The sequence below is a fragment of the Acinetobacter sp. YH12069 genome, from assembly GCF_013419675.1.
Lineage (GTDB): Bacteria > Pseudomonadota > Gammaproteobacteria > Pseudomonadales > Moraxellaceae > Acinetobacter > Acinetobacter amyesii.
Map to the genome: position 1 here is coordinate 53,348 of NZ_VOZS01000014.1, position 15,155 is coordinate 68,502.

Annotated in this window: 15 protein-coding genes; 9 read left to right on the plus strand and 6 right to left on the minus strand. The window is 41.5% G+C overall.

What is annotated here, in order from left to right; all coding sequences use genetic code 11:
• Nucleotides 1–180 precede the first annotated feature (180 nt).
• Together FTU16_RS11890 and FTU16_RS11895 are read left to right on the plus strand one after the other, a co-directional pair.
• The gene (locus FTU16_RS11890; protein ID WP_180034972.1) at nucleotides 181–1,122 is read left to right on the plus strand and encodes a cation diffusion facilitator family transporter; all 942 of its coding nucleotides are present in this window, start codon (nucleotides 181–183) and stop codon (nucleotides 1,120–1,122) included.
• Between the two features lie 60 nt (nucleotides 1,123–1,182).
• Nucleotides 1,183–2,238, plus strand: coding sequence for an MBL fold metallo-hydrolase (locus FTU16_RS11895; protein ID WP_180024485.1), 1,056 nt, complete (start codon nucleotides 1,183–1,185; stop codon nucleotides 2,236–2,238).
• An 82-nt stretch (nucleotides 2,239–2,320) separates the two neighbouring features.
• On the opposite strand, the gene FTU16_RS11900 is transcribed toward FTU16_RS11895, so the two are convergent.
• Nucleotides 2,321–3,841, minus strand: a complete 1,521-nt coding sequence (locus FTU16_RS11900) for a catalase (RefSeq protein ID WP_111884100.1) — start codon at nucleotides 3,839–3,841, stop codon at nucleotides 2,321–2,323.
• A gap of 916 nt (nucleotides 3,842–4,757) precedes the next feature.
• Here FTU16_RS11900 and FTU16_RS11905 point away from each other — a divergent pair.
• Nucleotides 4,758–4,913, plus strand: coding sequence for a hypothetical protein (locus tag FTU16_RS11905; protein ID WP_180048820.1), 156 nt, complete (start codon nucleotides 4,758–4,760; stop codon nucleotides 4,911–4,913).
• Between the two features lie 596 nt (nucleotides 4,914–5,509).
• Here the strand turns inward: FTU16_RS11905 and FTU16_RS11910 are convergent.
• Nucleotides 5,510–6,118 carry a TetR/AcrR family transcriptional regulator gene (locus FTU16_RS11910; protein WP_180002945.1) on the minus strand — a complete coding sequence of 203 codons (609 nt, stop codon included), beginning with the start codon at nucleotides 6,116–6,118 and terminating at the stop codon, nucleotides 5,510–5,512.
• A gap of 91 nt (nucleotides 6,119–6,209) precedes the next feature.
• Here FTU16_RS11910 and FTU16_RS11915 point away from each other — a divergent pair, with 91 nt between their 5' ends.
• Both FTU16_RS11915 and FTU16_RS11920 read left to right on the plus strand, forming a co-directional pair.
• On the plus strand, nucleotides 6,210–7,871 hold the full coding sequence (locus FTU16_RS11915) for an acyl-CoA dehydrogenase family protein (RefSeq protein ID WP_180163332.1): 1,662 nt from the start codon (nucleotides 6,210–6,212) through the stop codon (nucleotides 7,869–7,871).
• 195 nt (nucleotides 7,872–8,066) lie between these two features.
• Nucleotides 8,067–8,252, plus strand: coding sequence for a hypothetical protein (locus FTU16_RS11920; RefSeq protein WP_180024481.1), 186 nt, complete (start codon nucleotides 8,067–8,069; stop codon nucleotides 8,250–8,252).
• A 1-nt stretch (nucleotide 8,253) separates the two neighbouring features.
• Here FTU16_RS11920 and ptsP read toward each other — a convergent pair whose 3' ends face one another.
• Both ptsP and FTU16_RS11930 read right to left on the minus strand, forming a co-directional pair.
• Entirely contained in the window at nucleotides 8,254–10,548 is a 2,295-nt protein-coding gene (ptsP, locus tag FTU16_RS11925; protein WP_180024480.1) for a phosphoenolpyruvate--protein phosphotransferase, read from the minus strand.
• Nucleotides 10,549–10,625: 77 nt separating this feature from the next.
• On the minus strand, nucleotides 10,626–11,105 hold the full coding sequence (locus FTU16_RS11930) for an RNA pyrophosphohydrolase (protein WP_078192761.1): 480 nt from the start codon (nucleotides 11,103–11,105) through the stop codon (nucleotides 10,626–10,628).
• 181 nt (nucleotides 11,106–11,286) lie between these two features.
• Between FTU16_RS11930 and FTU16_RS11935 the strand changes: the two genes are divergently transcribed.
• From FTU16_RS11935 to FTU16_RS11945, 3 genes are all read left to right on the plus strand, one after another.
• Complete coding sequence (locus FTU16_RS11935; RefSeq protein WP_111884093.1) at nucleotides 11,287–11,943, plus strand: HAD family phosphatase; 657 nt, start codon at nucleotides 11,287–11,289, stop codon at nucleotides 11,941–11,943.
• A 93-nt stretch (nucleotides 11,944–12,036) separates the two neighbouring features.
• On the plus strand, nucleotides 12,037–12,510 hold the full coding sequence (locus tag FTU16_RS11940; protein WP_168377917.1) for a DUF2628 domain-containing protein: 474 nt from the start codon (nucleotides 12,037–12,039) through the stop codon (nucleotides 12,508–12,510).
• Between the two features lie 94 nt (nucleotides 12,511–12,604).
• Nucleotides 12,605–12,847: a DUF2789 family protein gene (locus tag FTU16_RS11945; protein WP_078189726.1), complete on the plus strand. Its 243-nt coding sequence runs from the start codon at nucleotides 12,605–12,607 to the stop codon at nucleotides 12,845–12,847.
• 197 nt (nucleotides 12,848–13,044) lie between these two features.
• Here the strand turns inward: FTU16_RS11945 and FTU16_RS11950 are convergent, their stop codons facing one another.
• The gene (locus FTU16_RS11950) at nucleotides 13,045–13,908 is read right to left on the minus strand and encodes a LysR family transcriptional regulator (RefSeq protein ID WP_078189725.1); all 864 of its coding nucleotides are present in this window, start codon (nucleotides 13,906–13,908) and stop codon (nucleotides 13,045–13,047) included.
• Nucleotides 13,909–14,375: 467 nt separating this feature from the next.
• Between FTU16_RS11950 and FTU16_RS11955 the strand changes: the two genes are divergently transcribed.
• Complete coding sequence (locus FTU16_RS11955) at nucleotides 14,376–14,585, plus strand: hypothetical protein (RefSeq protein WP_180005297.1); 210 nt, start codon at nucleotides 14,376–14,378, stop codon at nucleotides 14,583–14,585.
• A 129-nt stretch (nucleotides 14,586–14,714) separates the two neighbouring features.
• Here the strand turns inward: FTU16_RS11955 and FTU16_RS11960 are convergent, their stop codons facing one another.
• Nucleotides 14,715–14,951 carry a DUF2061 domain-containing protein gene (locus tag FTU16_RS11960; protein ID WP_078192757.1) on the minus strand — a complete coding sequence of 79 codons (237 nt, stop codon included), beginning with the start codon at nucleotides 14,949–14,951 and terminating at the stop codon, nucleotides 14,715–14,717.
• Between the last annotated feature and the right edge of the window lie 204 nt (nucleotides 14,952–15,155).

A 15,155-nucleotide genomic window follows, 5' to 3' on the forward strand; every position in this document is an offset into this window, starting at 1 on the left:
TATACCTTTGCGCTAAAGAGCGTGTTTCACATGGAATATGATGGCATTGTCGAAACAATCGACAGTTGGTGTAAAAACAACAAAATAACAAACAACAGCTACAGTCAGTTTGAGTACTATGGAATGAGCTATAAAATCAAATAGATCTGTTTGATAAAAATAAATTTAGGACAATTTTAAATGTCTGAATCTAACAAAATCGTGGTGTATGCAGCGCTCTTCGGCAATTTAGCGATTGCACTGGTGAAGTTTGTCGCTGCCTACATCACGAATAGTTCGGCCATGTTGAGTGAAGCTATTCACTCTGTGGTTGATACTTTAAATGAAATCTTACTGCTCTACGGTATGAAAAAATCGCAGCAGCCAGCAAATGCACGCCATCCGTTTGGCTATGGGCGAGAGCTGTATTTTTGGGCTTTTATTGTGGCGTTGATGGTCTTTGCTTTGGGTGCGATCGTGTCGATTTATCAAGGGGTTAGTCATATTTATCATCCCGAAGAAATGCAAAATCCGATGATTAACTATATCGTATTAGGTATTGCGATTTTGTGTGAAGGGACCTCTTGGTTTGTGGCATTGAAAGCATTTCGTAAAATCAAAGGGAAACAGGGCTATTTTGAAGCATTTCGACGCAGTAAAGATCCGACGACCTTTACCGTGTTATTTGAAGATTCAGCAGCGCTGATTGGTCTGTTTATTGCCCTGATCGGTATCTATTTATCACACGCGCTGAATATGCCAATGCTTGATGGTCTGGCATCAATTCTAATTGGGGTTGTACTCGCTATTTCAGCAATTTTACTTGCACGTGAGACTAAAGGATTGCTCATGGGAGAAACTGCTGATCCACAATTGAGGCATAATGTCTTGATGGTTGCAGAGCAAGATCCAGCAGTGCATTCTGCCAATGGGGTGTTAACAGAGCAGATGGGTGCACATCAAGTTTTGGCATCTTTGAGTCTTGAATTTAAAGATAATTTAACGTCAGATGATATAGAAGCTTGTGTCAACAGAATTGAAGCACAAATTAAACAGCTTCATCCTGAAATTGTGGCACTCTTTGTCAAGCCTCAATCTCGGAAGGTTTGGCTTGAGCGCATGAAAGGTCGTCTTGATCAATAGGTCTGCGAGGTTAAATACTTTGCAAGGTTTGTCAGCATAGTGAATGAATTTTAAATACACATGAATCAAAAAACTCAATCAGCACAGTTTCAAATCAGTACTAAAAGCTGTATGAAACATACGTGGACGAAGCCTGTATTTGATTATCTGGCAACTGACCATTTTAATGGGGAAAAATTCTTTAATACCCTTCAAAATCCAGATGCGTTTACGCGTAAAGATATGCTGAAATGGATCATGACGCGTAAAAGCGATACATGGAAAGTAGATCGTGAGCAAGAATACCAACAGTTTTTTGCTTCTTCGCGTAGCATTCCACACAATCGGCCATTGGCTAAAATGGATGATTGGTTGGTTTGGTTTGTCGGACATGCGACGGTCTTGATTCAAATTGGGCCATATAATTTTTTGACCGATCCTGTATGGGCGGAGTATGCAGGCCCACGTCAAGGGACTGGACCACGACGTGCTTGTCCTGCAGGAATTGCCTTAGAAGAATTACCTACAATTCATGGGGTTTTACTAAGCCATAATCATTATGATCATATGGATTTAGCAACCTTGAATTGGTTACATGAACAATTCGCTATGCCGATTTATACTGGTTTAGGCAATGCTTATTATTTACCCACACATTTCAATGTCATTGAACTTGATTGGTGGCAATCGGAAATGTTTGAAGATTTGCGTATCGTTTATACGCCTGCACAGCATGGTTCAGGTCGTGGTTGGCGAGATCAAAATCATGCCTTATGGGGAGGTTTTTCCATCGTGCATAGTACAGGACATTTCTTCTTTGCTGGAGATACGGGCTATGCCGCGCATTTCAAACAAATCCATACACGCTTAGGTGCACCCCGAGTAGCGTTATTACCGATTGGAGCTTATGAGCCACGTCGTTTAATGAAATATTTGCACATGAATCCCGAAGAAGCTTTTCAGGCGCATAAAGATTTACAGTCAAAATGTTCATTGGCAATGCATTATCGGACTTTTCAGTTGACTGATGAAGCTAGAGACCAACCTGAACATGACTTACATCATGCAATGCGAAAAACATCAAAGTTAATGAATCCATTTTTAACCATGCATGAAGGCAAAAAATTGATTGTTTAAGAATTAATTAAAAGGTAATTGGAATATTTAATGCCAAGAAAAAACCACCTTAAAAGGTGGTTTTTTTATTCAAAGATAAAACTTAAAGCAAGCCTGGATTACCTTGAGCTGGATCAGTTGCACGAGCAGCTTGCGCATCCGCTACAGTTAAGCCTAATGCTTTTGCAACACCTTCACCATAAGCTGGATCACATGCGTAACAGTTACGGATATGACGATATTTGATGAAGTCGAGTGCATCGCCCATTGCGCCAGCAGTGTTATTAAACAATGCTTGTTTTTGTTCATCATTCATTAAGTTGAATAATGCACGTGGTTGACTGAAATAGTCGCTGTCATCTTCACGATAATCCCACAAGTCAGCATCACCAGTAATTTTCAATGGTGGTTCTTTGTATTGTGGTTGCTCTTGCCATTGGCTGAAGCTGTTTGGTTCATAATGCGGTGTTGCACCATAGTTACCATCCATACGGCCTTGTCCATCACGACGGTTGGAATGAACAGGGCAACGTGGTGCATTTACAGGAATTTGGTAATGGTTTACACCCACGCGATAACGTGCAGCATCAGCATAGTTGAATAAACGCGCTTGCAGCATACGGTCAGGTGAGAAGCTAATACCCGGCACCAAGTTACTTGGTGCGAAAGCGGCTTGTTCAACATCTTGGAAATAGTTTTCAGGGTTACGATTGAGTTCGAATTCACCCACCTCAATCAACGGATAGTCGCCTTTAGGCCATACTTTGGTTAAATCAAATGGGTGATAAGGTACTTTTTCTGCATCAAGTTCAGGCATGATTTGAACGTACATTTTCCATTTTGGAAAATCGCCGCGTTCAATTGCATTGAACAGATCGGTTTGTGAGCTTTCACGGTCTTTGGCAATAATCGCTTCAGCTTCAGCATCGGTTAAGTTTTTAATGCCTTGTTGAGTGCGCATGTGGAATTTAACCCAGAAGCGTTCATTATTGGCATTAATAAAACTGAAAGTATGACTGCCAAAACCATGCATATGACGGTAACCATCTGGAATACCGCGGTCAGACATCACAATCGTAACTTGGTGTAGAGCTTCAGGTAGTAAAGTCCAAAAATCCCAGTTATTAGTTGCACTACGCTTATTGGTTTTAGGATCGCGTTTTACTGCTTTGTTTAAGTCAGGGAATTTACGAGCATCACGTAGGAAGAAGACAGGGGTGTTATTACCAACTAAATCCCAGTTACCTTCTTCAGTATAGAATTTAAGGGCAAAACCACGAATATCGCGTTCTGCATCTGCAGCACCACGCTCACCCGCTACGGTAGAGAAACGAGCAAAAAGTTCAGTTTTTTTACCAACTTCTGAGAAAATTTTAGCGCGGGTATATTGGGTAATATCGTTAGTCACGGTAAACGTACCGAAAGCACCAGAACCTTTGGCATGCATACGACGCTCTGGAATTACTTCACGAACGAAATTACCGAGTTTTTCATTAAGCCATAGGTCTTGGGCAAGCAAAGGACCACGTGCACCTGCCGTCATACTGTTCTGATTATCTACAACAGGAGCACCAGCATCAGTTGTTAGGTGGGTGACAGGACATTTTTTAACGTCGTCGCTCATTGAGTATCTCCATTATTATAATCATGTATTAAAGTTGGGAGTTATAACCTTATCAATTGATAACACGCTCAACAGCACATGACATTAACCGTTTTGTTAATTCATTTTAAAGTGACAATGTGACAACAGTTTTTCTCTTATTGTAAAAAATTTTTAGGCAGCAATAAATCGACGAGATATCATAAAACTGTTGTGATTGAAAGCTTAAGAGTCTTTATCTACTCATTTACTCTAAAACTTTATTTAGCTTTTGATAAATGGAAGTATAGTTTTGAACGAATGGTTAATTCTATTGATTAAGTTATTGAATTTATATTATTTATATATTTTGTTTTAATGTTTTATGGGGTGATGGGGTGATGGGGTGATGCTAGTTGGCACACCTATCTTTATTGTTGTCAGGTCAGGTGTTGTCACTCCAGCGTGAATCGATTCCTACATCATATCAACATACTAGGCAACCTTACGTGATCGCATATCGTAGTCGAGGGGGTTAATGGCGAACCCATTTGACCTCGGGGTATATTTTACTCCCAAAAGGATAAGTACTTAAACAAGACTGGACCGTATTGGCATGAGCACATGGCACGACTGTGTGGCTGATACAAGTGCTCCTTCAAGTGATTATACAATGGGCCTGTGTATAGTTTGCAACTAGTCATAGATGGTGCAATCGACAGTTGTTTGAGGCATGGCTATGTAGTGGTTACAACAGATTATCAAGGACTAGGTAAGCCAAAACAGCACCCTTATATGAATGTAGTCAGTTAAGTTTATAATTTGGTGGATTCTGTACATGCACTGCATTCTTGGAAGCCGAAGCAATTTAATAAAGACTGGATGGTGATGGGGGCATAGTCAAGGTGGTGCAGCTGCTATTGCGGTTGCAGCTCAGGGACAAAAAGATGCGCTTGAATTGAATCTTAAAGCTGCAATACCCTTGGCACCGGGTGGTTATCAATATGAATGTATTGCTGAATACGTAGAAACCAATCCAAATCCAGATACCAACGTAGCGGCATTTTTCCCCAGCGTGTTGTTGGGAGCAGCCGAAGCAGATCGATCAATGTAGATCAACAGGTTAGTCCAGATATGCAGTCTTTACTAAATCAGGCCCGTAAACGTTGTTTATCAGAAATAAAAAAATTAGTTAAAATAAGCACCTCAGCCAATCTTTTAAAAAATTCAGACTTAAGGCCATCCCCAAGCTATTTAAAACGGCAGTCGATTGAATATATGACCCTAACCGTAACACTGATGTTTGTTTAAGGCGCCGCAGACCATTTGTCGATCACCTTGGTACTCAAAGTTATTACCAAAAAGTGTGCAAATAAAAAATTGCCAGTAGTCTATCAGGCGATCCCAAATGGCTATCATCGTGGTGCATTAGGCCATAGTCCAAAATATACGGCTGAATTTTTAAAGAGCTTACAACTGGCCAGCATTGCAAAGGCGTATAAATGAGACAAGTAAGCTGGCAATAAAAGCTTAACTTCTAAAGCACTTTTATTGACGGATGAAACAAGTGATGAATGATTTTCTTCTACCGTAAAAATGAATTTCCTAAATATCTAAAATAACTGGTTTAAGAGCCGATTTTTTGTAAATAACATGACTTTATTTTATTCACCGATGCATTTGAAACATCATTAGACTTGTCCGCGAAGTCTAATCGCGCAACATATGAATTATATCTCGCTTTAATTCATCCCACTCCCCAAAATCAGGCTCAATCAATAAAGTTTGCGACACAAAGCCATAACACACCCGCTGCATATTTAAAGCCATCTGTTTGAGCTGTTCATCATCCTGTATAAATGGCTCAAGCATACTGCGCCACATTTGCACCATCATGGCATAACTCTTACGGTAACTTTCAATATCTGAAATCTGCCGTTCTAACAAAAACACCTGTGACCATAAAAACTGCTGTGCTTGAATTTGCTCAATTTGAAAATGAATAATTCGCTCTAAATAAGTCTGAAACTTCAAATCTGTGGATAACTTGATCAAGCTATGTGCATAACTTTTTAAGCTTTCCGCATTGTGTTTCACATGTAAATGAATGGTTAGCGCAATCAAATCTTCCTTTTTAGAAAAATATTCATAGAACGTTCCCAAGCCCACGCCTGCAAGGTCGGTAATTTCCCGAATGGTAATTTGGCTGGCAGGACGCTCATGCAAAAGCCGAACAAAACTGTCCTGTAAGGCTTCTTGCGTCAGTTTGGCACGTGATTGACGTGGCTTACGCCGTATTTGAATGGCTGAATGCTTCATATTTTTAAGCGCGGAAAACCGAACGTCTATGCTTTAAATTTTCTCTATACTGAAATGAAAAGCCAACAAGAACAAGCGGAAAATATAGACGATGAATACATTAGAACAGACATGGATGACGCATCAAATCAGCAACCAATTTGATGAACTGGAAAACTACAATCTATTTTCAAGCGATACGGTTGTACATGAAATCTTAAAGCGCTATGGCAGCCACGATCAGCCGATCTTATGCGAAATGGGCAAAGTCGCAGGTTCGAGTGAATACTTTCAGCATGGGGCTTTAGCCAACAAACATACCCCAATTTTACATGCCTTCGATGCTCGTGGTCGCCGTACTGACTTTATCGAATTTCATCCTTCATGGCATAAATGGATGGGACTCAACCGTCAGTTTGATACCCATGCGCATCCTTTTAATCAGCCTAACTCCAAGACTAAATGGGTGGAATGGGCAGCACGTTTTTATCTCGCAGGTCAGGTCGAGTGTGGCAATTTATGTCCGAACTCCATGACGCTGGGCAGTATTCCCTTAATTCAACGTGAACCTGAACTATGGGCGAAAATTGGCGAGAAACTATTATCGACGGAATATGATGAACGTGATGTACCCATCGCGAAGAAAAAGTCGATTTGGCTCGGTATGGGCATGACCGAAAAGCAGGGCGGTTCGGATGTACGCGCCAATGAAACCATTGCCGTGCCTATAGCAGAAACAGGACGAGGCAAGGCTTATTTGCTCACAGGGCATAAATGGTTTTTCTCTGCGCCGATGTGTGATGCGCATTTGGTGGTGGCAAAAACCGAACAAGATGGCTTGGCGTGTTTCTTTGTACCGCGTTGGTTGGAAGATGGCACGAAGAATAATATTCAGGTGCAACGCCTAAAAGAAAAAGTCGGTAACCGCAGTAATTCAAGCTCGGAAGTCGAATTCAAAAATGCGTGGGGCATTATGATTGGTGAGGCAGGGCGTGGCATTCCAACCATTATTGAAATGGCGAATTACACCCGTCTGACCTGTTCGGTCGGTTCGAGCGCCATGCTGCGTCAAGCTTTGGTGCAATGCATTGCCTATACCCGTCAGCGTCAGGCTTTTGGTAAACATTTGATTGATCAACCGCTTATGCGTGCAGTCTTGGCAGATTTGGCTTTAGAAAGTGAAGCAGCGACGCAGCTCAGTTTCCATTTGGCGCAGTGCTATGAATCGGATGATACTTTGTCTGTGGCATGGAAACGCATCATGACCCCAGCAGCCAAGTTTTGGATTTGTAAGCGTGCCGTAGAGCTAACAGGGGAGATGATGGAAGTCTTTGGCGGCAATGGCTATGTCGATAACGGCATCATGGCGCGCATCTTTAAAGAAGCACCTGTGAATACCATTTGGGAAGGTTCAGGCAATGTCATGTGCCTAGATGTGCTGCGTGCGATTGGGCGTGACCCTGAATCTATTGAAGTGCTGTTTAAAGATTTGGCGAGTACAGCAAGTACAGATGAAAGCTTGCAAACAGAATTGCAGGACTTGTTCAGGTTGTTCCATCAATCACCTGAAGATTTACAATTTATGGGGCGCAGTTTGGTCAGTCGTTTAACGGTACTTGCACAAGCGGTGTTATTGAAACGCTATGCGCCTGATTATGTAGCAAATGGTTTTATTCAAAGCCGCTATAGTGCGAAACATGGGCAAGTGGTGGGCATGCTGGATGCTAAAAAGGTCGATGTAGAGCGAGTATTAGAACGGGCTTTTGCTAGCTAAATACAACGTATTTCCCTCTCTCAATGGGAGAGGGTTAGGGAGAGGGAAATAATGTGGCAAAGCAATTTTTTTATGGCCTTGGGGCTAACTACGCTGTATCAAAAAGCCATAGGAAAGTGCTTGAAAAAATCTAAAAATAGATCAATATATGCACTACAGTACGAGGGTGCTGTATAGGCAAAAAGGTGAATGCAAATGGCAAAGAAAAAAGTCCTGCCTGAAGTTGAAGTTCGCAACTTTGTGGCAAAACACATGAACGATTTTAACAAAAGCCAAACTTTTGTAGATCGAAAGAAAAATGCAAAACGTGGCTATGCAAAGCACAAAAAAGGGGGATATTCGAATGATTATCTCCCTTTTTATTGGTCTGTATTTTTATAATTTAACTGACTATTCGTGTCGCTGATTTCACCATATCACCTAGACCATGAGTCTTAAAGTAATACTCCATTAAGCTTTTCACCATCAGTGGATTATTCATGCTTAAGGCACGATCCAAGAGCTCTTTTGCATCTGGCATCGGCACATGGCAGATGGCTTTACGAACTTTCAGGATATTACTCGAACTCATCGATAGGGTATTAAAGCCCATTGCCATCAGTAAAATAGCGGTGAGTGGATCACCGGCCATTTCCCCGCAGATGCTGATCGGCTTGTCGTATTTATGACATTCTTGCACCAAGCGAGTCAGCGCACGAAGTACGGCTGGGTGTGAGTGTGAATAGACATTGGCAACCCGTGGGTTATTACGGTCAACCGCAAGTAAGTATTGGGTTAAATCGTTAGATCCGACCGAGAAGAAGTCAACCAATTCAGCAAACTCATCGATCTGTAACAGCACACTCGGCACTTCGACCATGATGCCGATTTTGGGTTTGGTAATCTTCACCTGTTCTTCTTCTTGCACCGCTTGCCAGTCACGATCGAGTAAATACAATGCTTCTTCCACTTCGCTGACACTGGTCACCATCGGCAGCAAAATATGCAAGTTGTTCAGGCCAATACTGGCTTTGAGCATGGCACGAATTTGGGCTGAAAAAATCTCAGGATGATCGAGGGTAAAGCGAATCCCACGCCAACCCAGAGCTGAGTTTTCTTCTTCAATCGAGAAATAAGGCAGGTCTTTATCTGCACCAATATCGAGGGTACGCATCACTACGGGTTTATTGGCAAAATGACTGAGCTGTTGACGATAAATCGCGCGCTGTTCTTCTTCACCTGGGAAGCGATCACGCAGCATAAATGGAATTTCAGAACGGTATAGACCGACACCTTTGGCGCCACGTTGTACACCGCGAACTACATCGATCATCAAGCCTGTATTTACAAACAATCGAACCGCGACGCCATCTGGCGTGATGGCATCTTTTGTTTCGTATTGTTTTAGGTCTTTGGCAATTTGCTCTTCTTCTTTTTGAATCTCTTTATAACGTGTGCGTAAGCGACGAGGTGGATTGATGAATACACGACCTTGATGTGCATCGACAATCATTTCGACATCATCGAGGGTGTTAATTGGCAGTTCAGTCACACCGACTACAGTTGGAATGCCGAGGGCACGCGCCACAATCACCATGTGTGAGTTCATGGCACCTTCAGTGGTCACAATCGCTGCGATTTTATCGACTGGGAGTTCAACCAAAGCAGCTGTAGAAATTTCCTCACCAATTAAAATACTTTCATCGGTGATTTCACGGTGACTGGCATCTGCTTCTTGCAAAAAGGCTAAGATACGACGCCCCAGATCTTTTAAGTCTGAGACACGCTCACGGAGATAGTCATCTTCCATCTGTGCAAAGAGCGCAATGTGTTTATCAATGACAATGCGAACAGCACCTTGTGCCCAGTTACCGTCGCGAATTTCACTTTTAATTTCCGCGGGGAGGGCATTGGCATCGAGCATCCGTAAGAACACGCTAAATAATGCCCGTTCTTCAGCCATGAGGGCATCTTGCATTTTTTCATCAAGCGACTGAATTTCTTGGCGAACTGCGTCTATGGCATTGTCGAGTAATTCGAGCTCCTCACTAATGTCATCGGCTTCACGATCAGGGACTGAAGCCAAGTCAGCAGGTGGATATAAGATGACTGCACGACCTAGAGCAATGCCGCCTGAACCTGAAATGCCTTGGAAGGTTTTATAGGCTGGGAGGTTGTTCGGTTTACGAAAGACTTCGATATTCCCGACGGCATGTGCATGGGCAATCACCCCTGAAAGTTGAGCGCATAGGGTCACGAGGAAGGATTCGGCAGCTTCGCTAAAGTCTTGAGGTTCTTTGTTTTGAACCACCAAGACACCCATAACTTTACGGCGATACATTACCGGAACACCGAGGAAGGAATTGTAAATTTCTTCCCCGGTTTCTGGCAGATACATAAAGCGTTCGTGTTTGGGAGCATTGTCTAAGTTGACGATTTCTTCACGTTGTCCAACTAAGCCGACCAAACCTTCACTGGTATGCAAAGAGACATGCCCAACGGCTTCAGGGTTTAAACCCTTAGAAGCCATCAGTAAATAACGATGGTTTCGTTCATCAAGCAAGTAGATTGAGCAGACATCCACATGCATGGCTTCTGCCACTTGATTGACCATTATGTCTAAAGATTCATGCAAACTGGCTGACGCATTAATCTCTTGGACTATGCGTCTTAATGTATCCAGCTGCATGTTCGACATCGTGTCTGCTCCAAAATTTATTCTGCTTTATTTATAACAACACTCATCCTAAAAATCTGCATCCATTCTGCAAATTTTTACGGCTTTTGTGGAAGCTGACTGCAAAGTTCCACCATGGCTTTACGATATACATCGCGTTTAAAATTCACCACTTGTCCTAGTGGGTACCAATAGCTGACCCATTGCCATTGATCAAACTCAGGTGGGTCTGACAAATCCAGCTGAATATGCTGTGCTGAAGCTGTCAGTTTCAATAAAAACCACTTTTGCTTTTGACCAATACAAACGGGGGCTGAATCGGTACGTATATACCGATGTGGCAAACGATAGCGCAACCACCCTTGGGTTTGTGCTATCACCTGGACGTGTTCGGGCAGTAAGCCAACTTCTTCTCTCAGCTCACGGTAAAGTGCCTGTTCGGGGGTTTCTCCATGTTGGATACCTCCTTGTGGAAATTGCCAGGCATTGTGACCAATGCGCTTTGCCCATAAAACTTGTCCAATGTCGTTTGCCAAAATGATCCCGACGTTGGGTCGGAAACCTTCTGAATCGATCATTTGGCTACCTAAATATTGTGTAATTTATGACTTTGCTCACGGGGACGTTTATTTCTGTGTCCATCTCGAAAAAGCAAAGTGTAAAAATGTTAAAATTGTTATGATCTTAACGAATTTCTATCGACTAGCGGAGATAGATTTACAATTTTTTTCTTAAATTTCAGCTTTTACGAGTATTTTCATGAAATTGGCACTGTTTGACCTTGATCACACCTTATTAAATACCGACTCAGACCATTCTTGGGGGGAGTTTTTGGTCAATGAAGGCTTGGTTGATCCAATTCGTCATCGTGCCATGAATGACAAATTTTATGATGATTATAAAAAAGGCCAGCTTGATCCGATTGCTTATAACGAATTTGTATTTGAGTTTTTAACCCAACATGACAATGCCTACTTAACTGAGTTACATCAGTTGTTTATGAAAAAAGTTATTCGTGCGCAAATGCGTCCTGAGGGCTTTGCTGCCATTCAGCGCCATCAAGATGCAGGACATCAATTGGTCGGGATCACCGCAACGTCTGATTTTATTACCGCACCGATTTTTCGTGAATTTGGTATTACTGAAATCATTGCGACCAATGCCGAAGTTGTGGATGGTAAATATACGGGTAAAGTGATTAATACTCCGTGCTACCAAAAGGGCAAATTAGTCCGTTTGAATCAATGGTTAGAAGGTCGTGATGTGACAGAATCTTGGGCCTATTCAGATTCGATTAATGACCGCTTCCTATTGGAATATGCCGATCATGCCTTTGCAATTAACCCAGATGACCGTTTAGAAGTCCTTGCAAAAGAACAAGGTTGGGACATTCAAGACTGGTCAATTCAAGCCTAAAAATAGATATGATAAAAAAGCATCATTAGATGCTTTTTTATTTGACGTCCTTTTGATTAAACTTCAGCTCACTAATTTGAACTATCGCTCTATATGCAGACAGAAGCTTCTTTTAAACATTTAATTCAAATCTTTATAGGGCCACGTGCTCAATCTTATTTAAAGTTCATAGAACAACAAGGTGGGCAGAACAGTGGCCTGAGTTGGGCGGGGTTAATTTTTGGGCCCTATTGGTTACTCTATCGGAAGATGTATCGCTATTTCTTCTTATTCTTTGCGGTTGGTTTTTTGATTAGTATGTTGGCACTCATCATCGGAGTGCCTGATCAAGTCTTGATGGGGCTAGCATTGATTCCTAACCTCATACTCGCTGGCATCGGAAAGCGGCTTTATAGCGATTTTGCGGTGCAAAAGACCAAAGCCTATATGCAGCAGCCGAAATATAGTGAACAGGTGTTTGCTGAAGAAGGCGGAGTGAACTGGGGGCTGCCTTTATTGTTGGTATTTATTCAATCTGTCGTGATGATTATGCTCAGTTTGCCTTTTATTCAATTTTCACCGCTATAGAATTCTGTAATTGAGTGCGTGTTCGTTCCGTGTTATATCCTTAAAACAGAAATTTTGTATCCATAAACAATAAGTTTTAACACGGAGAATGACAATGAGTGTACGTCCACGCATGACTCATCTATTTGAACAACTGGGTTTAGATTCGAGTGAAGACGCGATTGCTTTATTTATCGTGACGCATCAACTCAGTGCCCAAACTAAAATTACCGAAGCAGATTATTGGACAGATGCTCAGCGCCAGTTCTTGGCCGAAAAAATTAAGTCAGATGGTGAGTGGGCGATTATTGTCGATCAATTGAATGAATCATTACATGAAGATTCATTGACGAAATAAAACCCACAGGTCTTCCTTGGTTTTTTAATGGGATCGGCTGAAATAGGCGATCCCATTTTTAATGCAAAAGAAATTTAAGCGACTATTCAACATATAGAAAATTATTCGCTTTTTCTAAATGCTTAAACAGATGAATATAAAAAGCCACCATAGCAGTGGCTTGATTAATAATTGAATTTTGTAGGCAAAAAAATGAATTAGATGTGTTTCATCAATTCAACCAGCTTTTGTGCAGCAAGTGACTGAGTACGGCCTGGGTGCCATACCATGCCCAATTGACGATTCATGTTTGAAGGTAAATTCAGTTGTTTTAAATCTTGGTTCAATAAGGTTTTAGGAAGGACTGACCAACCAAGACCAATGGAAACCAACATACGAATCGACTCAAGTGAGTTATTGCTCATGGTGACTTTGGGCTTGAGTCCATACTTTTCAAACTCAGCTAAGGTAATTTGACTGGTATAGGTTTGCGCCGCAGGCAATAGACTTGGGTATTGGATCAAATCTTCTAAGGTTAAATGCTCAACTTGCGCCAAAGGATGGAAAGGTGCAACCACGAATACCAGTGGATCATTCCATGTCGTGATGTATTTTAAACGGCTGTCACCTTGTGGTGGTAAAGTCAAAAATGCCAACTCTAAGTCGCCAGCCAAAACTTGCTCATGGGCTTGTTCAGAATCAACAAAGTGTACATCTAAGGTCACTTCTGGAAACTGTTGTACATATTGACGCAAATGCGCCGGTAAATGGTGTAAGCCGATATGATGGCTGGTGCCAATTTTCAGTTTACCTTGAACCTGACCTTGCTCATGGCTGAGCGTATGGTGAATATCACCCAATTCATTCAGCCAGCTTTTTACTTTTGGCAAGAGAGAGTTTGCTGCATGCGTCGCTTGAACACCACGACCCGCGGATTCAAAAAGTTTGACACCGAAGTATTCTTCTAAACTGTGAATACGCTTGGTCACAGCAGGTTGCGTAATGAAGAGCTGATCTGCTGCCAAGGAGATCGAACCAGTTTCCATGACTTTTACAAAGGCTTCAAAGGCTGCGAGATTCATCTTCATTCCTATAAAGAATTTTTATGCGTAGTCTCATTGTTATAATATTTTAAGAATAAATCAAAGGAAAAGTTGTATCTTTTGATTTAAAACTAGGCGTTCAAGCCAGATGACCCTTTAAATCTGAGGGGATTTTCAGGGTTCAATAGTGTTATTTGAGTGCTTGATTGTTGCATGATTTAAGATGGAGCTGTGACGTTTTTAGCTCAAATGCGTTGTTACAAAGTTGTTTTTTAAACCGAAACCAGAGTTATGCATAATATAAAAAATACACGGCTGGAAAGTACGTCAACCGTTTAAATTAAAGAGGAGCGATGGCTTTTCTTTTTAACTCGGCATTGAACTAAAACAAAAAATGAACTCAAGTTTTGATGGCTTGGGGGACATACTTTCATTGAATAATTAAAGCAACAGGTACAGTCAAGGCGGCATCGATTAGCGATGGCGTACCTCACAGGGAGAAGGCGATGGATATTAAACACATTAAAAATTTATTGGATATTTTTGAAGGGACAGTCGAAAAGCGCTGTGCAATATATGAAATCGCAGATGACGAAGACGACGAAAACCGTGCAGCTGCCGAGTGTAATGCGGCAAAAAACAAACTGATTCTTGCGATAGAACAATTGATCGAGGCGCATGATCAGCTGGTCTTACAACAAAAACCCAAGCTTTGATGATCTGTCTACAATTGAATCTATAGGATGAAATGAATAGAAAGTTAAAGTGGATAGAGTAAAAGAACGTTTTAAGGTCATTAAAAAAACCACCGTGATGGTGGTTTTTTTACAAGGAGCAGGATTGGATTAAGCGGGGATATTTTCCTCTACAGCTTTATCTTTCTTTTCCCATGCTTTTTCGTGGAAGAAAAAGGCAACCGCTTGAACAGTTGGTTCAAGTAAACTTAAGGTAATGGCCATTGCAATACTGCCTGTCACGTAATAACCAACCAACATCGCAACCGTGATATGCATAATGTAATAGCTCAAGGTTTTTTTGAACATGCGCTGATTATTTTCGACGAACTTGTTAATGTGTGCCATGAGAATGCTCCTTGTTAAATTGATAAATCTTGGCAATGAGTTAATAATAATGATTCTTATTTGCAATGTAAAAGAGAAAATTCAATTTATGATCATTGAATTTCTAAATCACTGCTTAAAAATGGCAGAAAGTGATCAAAAAGTCGGAGAAAATTCTAAAGTTTCATCTGCTGAAAGTATTGAAGTGAGCGTGTTTTGAACGCA

Bases quoted from the DNA above. Each gene is read 5' to 3' on its own strand.
- FTU16_RS11960 (WP_078192757.1), bottom strand. From the start codon at position 14,951: ATGGCACACATTAACAAGTTCGTCGAAAATAATCAGCGCATGTTCAAA.
- FTU16_RS11900 (WP_111884100.1), bottom strand. From the start codon at position 3,841: ATGAGCGACGACGTTAAAAAATGTCCTGTCACCCACCTAACAACTGAT.
- FTU16_RS11935 (WP_111884093.1), top strand. From the start codon at position 11,287: ATGAAATTGGCACTGTTTGACCTTGATCACACCTTATTAAATACCGAC.
- FTU16_RS11930 (WP_078192761.1), bottom strand. From the start codon at position 11,105: ATGATCGATTCAGAAGGTTTCCGACCCAACGTCGGGATCATTTTGGCA.
- FTU16_RS11955 (WP_180005297.1), top strand. From the start codon at position 14,376: ATGGATATTAAACACATTAAAAATTTATTGGATATTTTTGAAGGGACA.
- FTU16_RS11940 (WP_168377917.1), top strand. From the start codon at position 12,037: ATGCAGACAGAAGCTTCTTTTAAACATTTAATTCAAATCTTTATAGGG.
- ptsP (WP_180024480.1), bottom strand. From the start codon at position 10,548: ATGTCGAACATGCAGCTGGATACATTAAGACGCATAGTCCAAGAGATT.
- FTU16_RS11895 (WP_180024485.1), top strand. From the start codon at position 1,183: ATGAATCAAAAAACTCAATCAGCACAGTTTCAAATCAGTACTAAAAGC.
- FTU16_RS11890 (WP_180034972.1), top strand. From the start codon at position 181: ATGTCTGAATCTAACAAAATCGTGGTGTATGCAGCGCTCTTCGGCAAT.
- FTU16_RS11915 (WP_180163332.1), top strand. From the start codon at position 6,210: ATGAATACATTAGAACAGACATGGATGACGCATCAAATCAGCAACCAA.
- FTU16_RS11950 (WP_078189725.1), bottom strand. From the start codon at position 13,908: ATGAATCTCGCAGCCTTTGAAGCCTTTGTAAAAGTCATGGAAACTGGT.
- FTU16_RS11920 (WP_180024481.1), top strand. From the start codon at position 8,067: ATGGCAAAGAAAAAAGTCCTGCCTGAAGTTGAAGTTCGCAACTTTGTG.
- FTU16_RS11945 (WP_078189726.1), top strand. From the start codon at position 12,605: ATGAGTGTACGTCCACGCATGACTCATCTATTTGAACAACTGGGTTTA.
- FTU16_RS11910 (WP_180002945.1), bottom strand. From the start codon at position 6,118: ATGAAGCATTCAGCCATTCAAATACGGCGTAAGCCACGTCAATCACGT.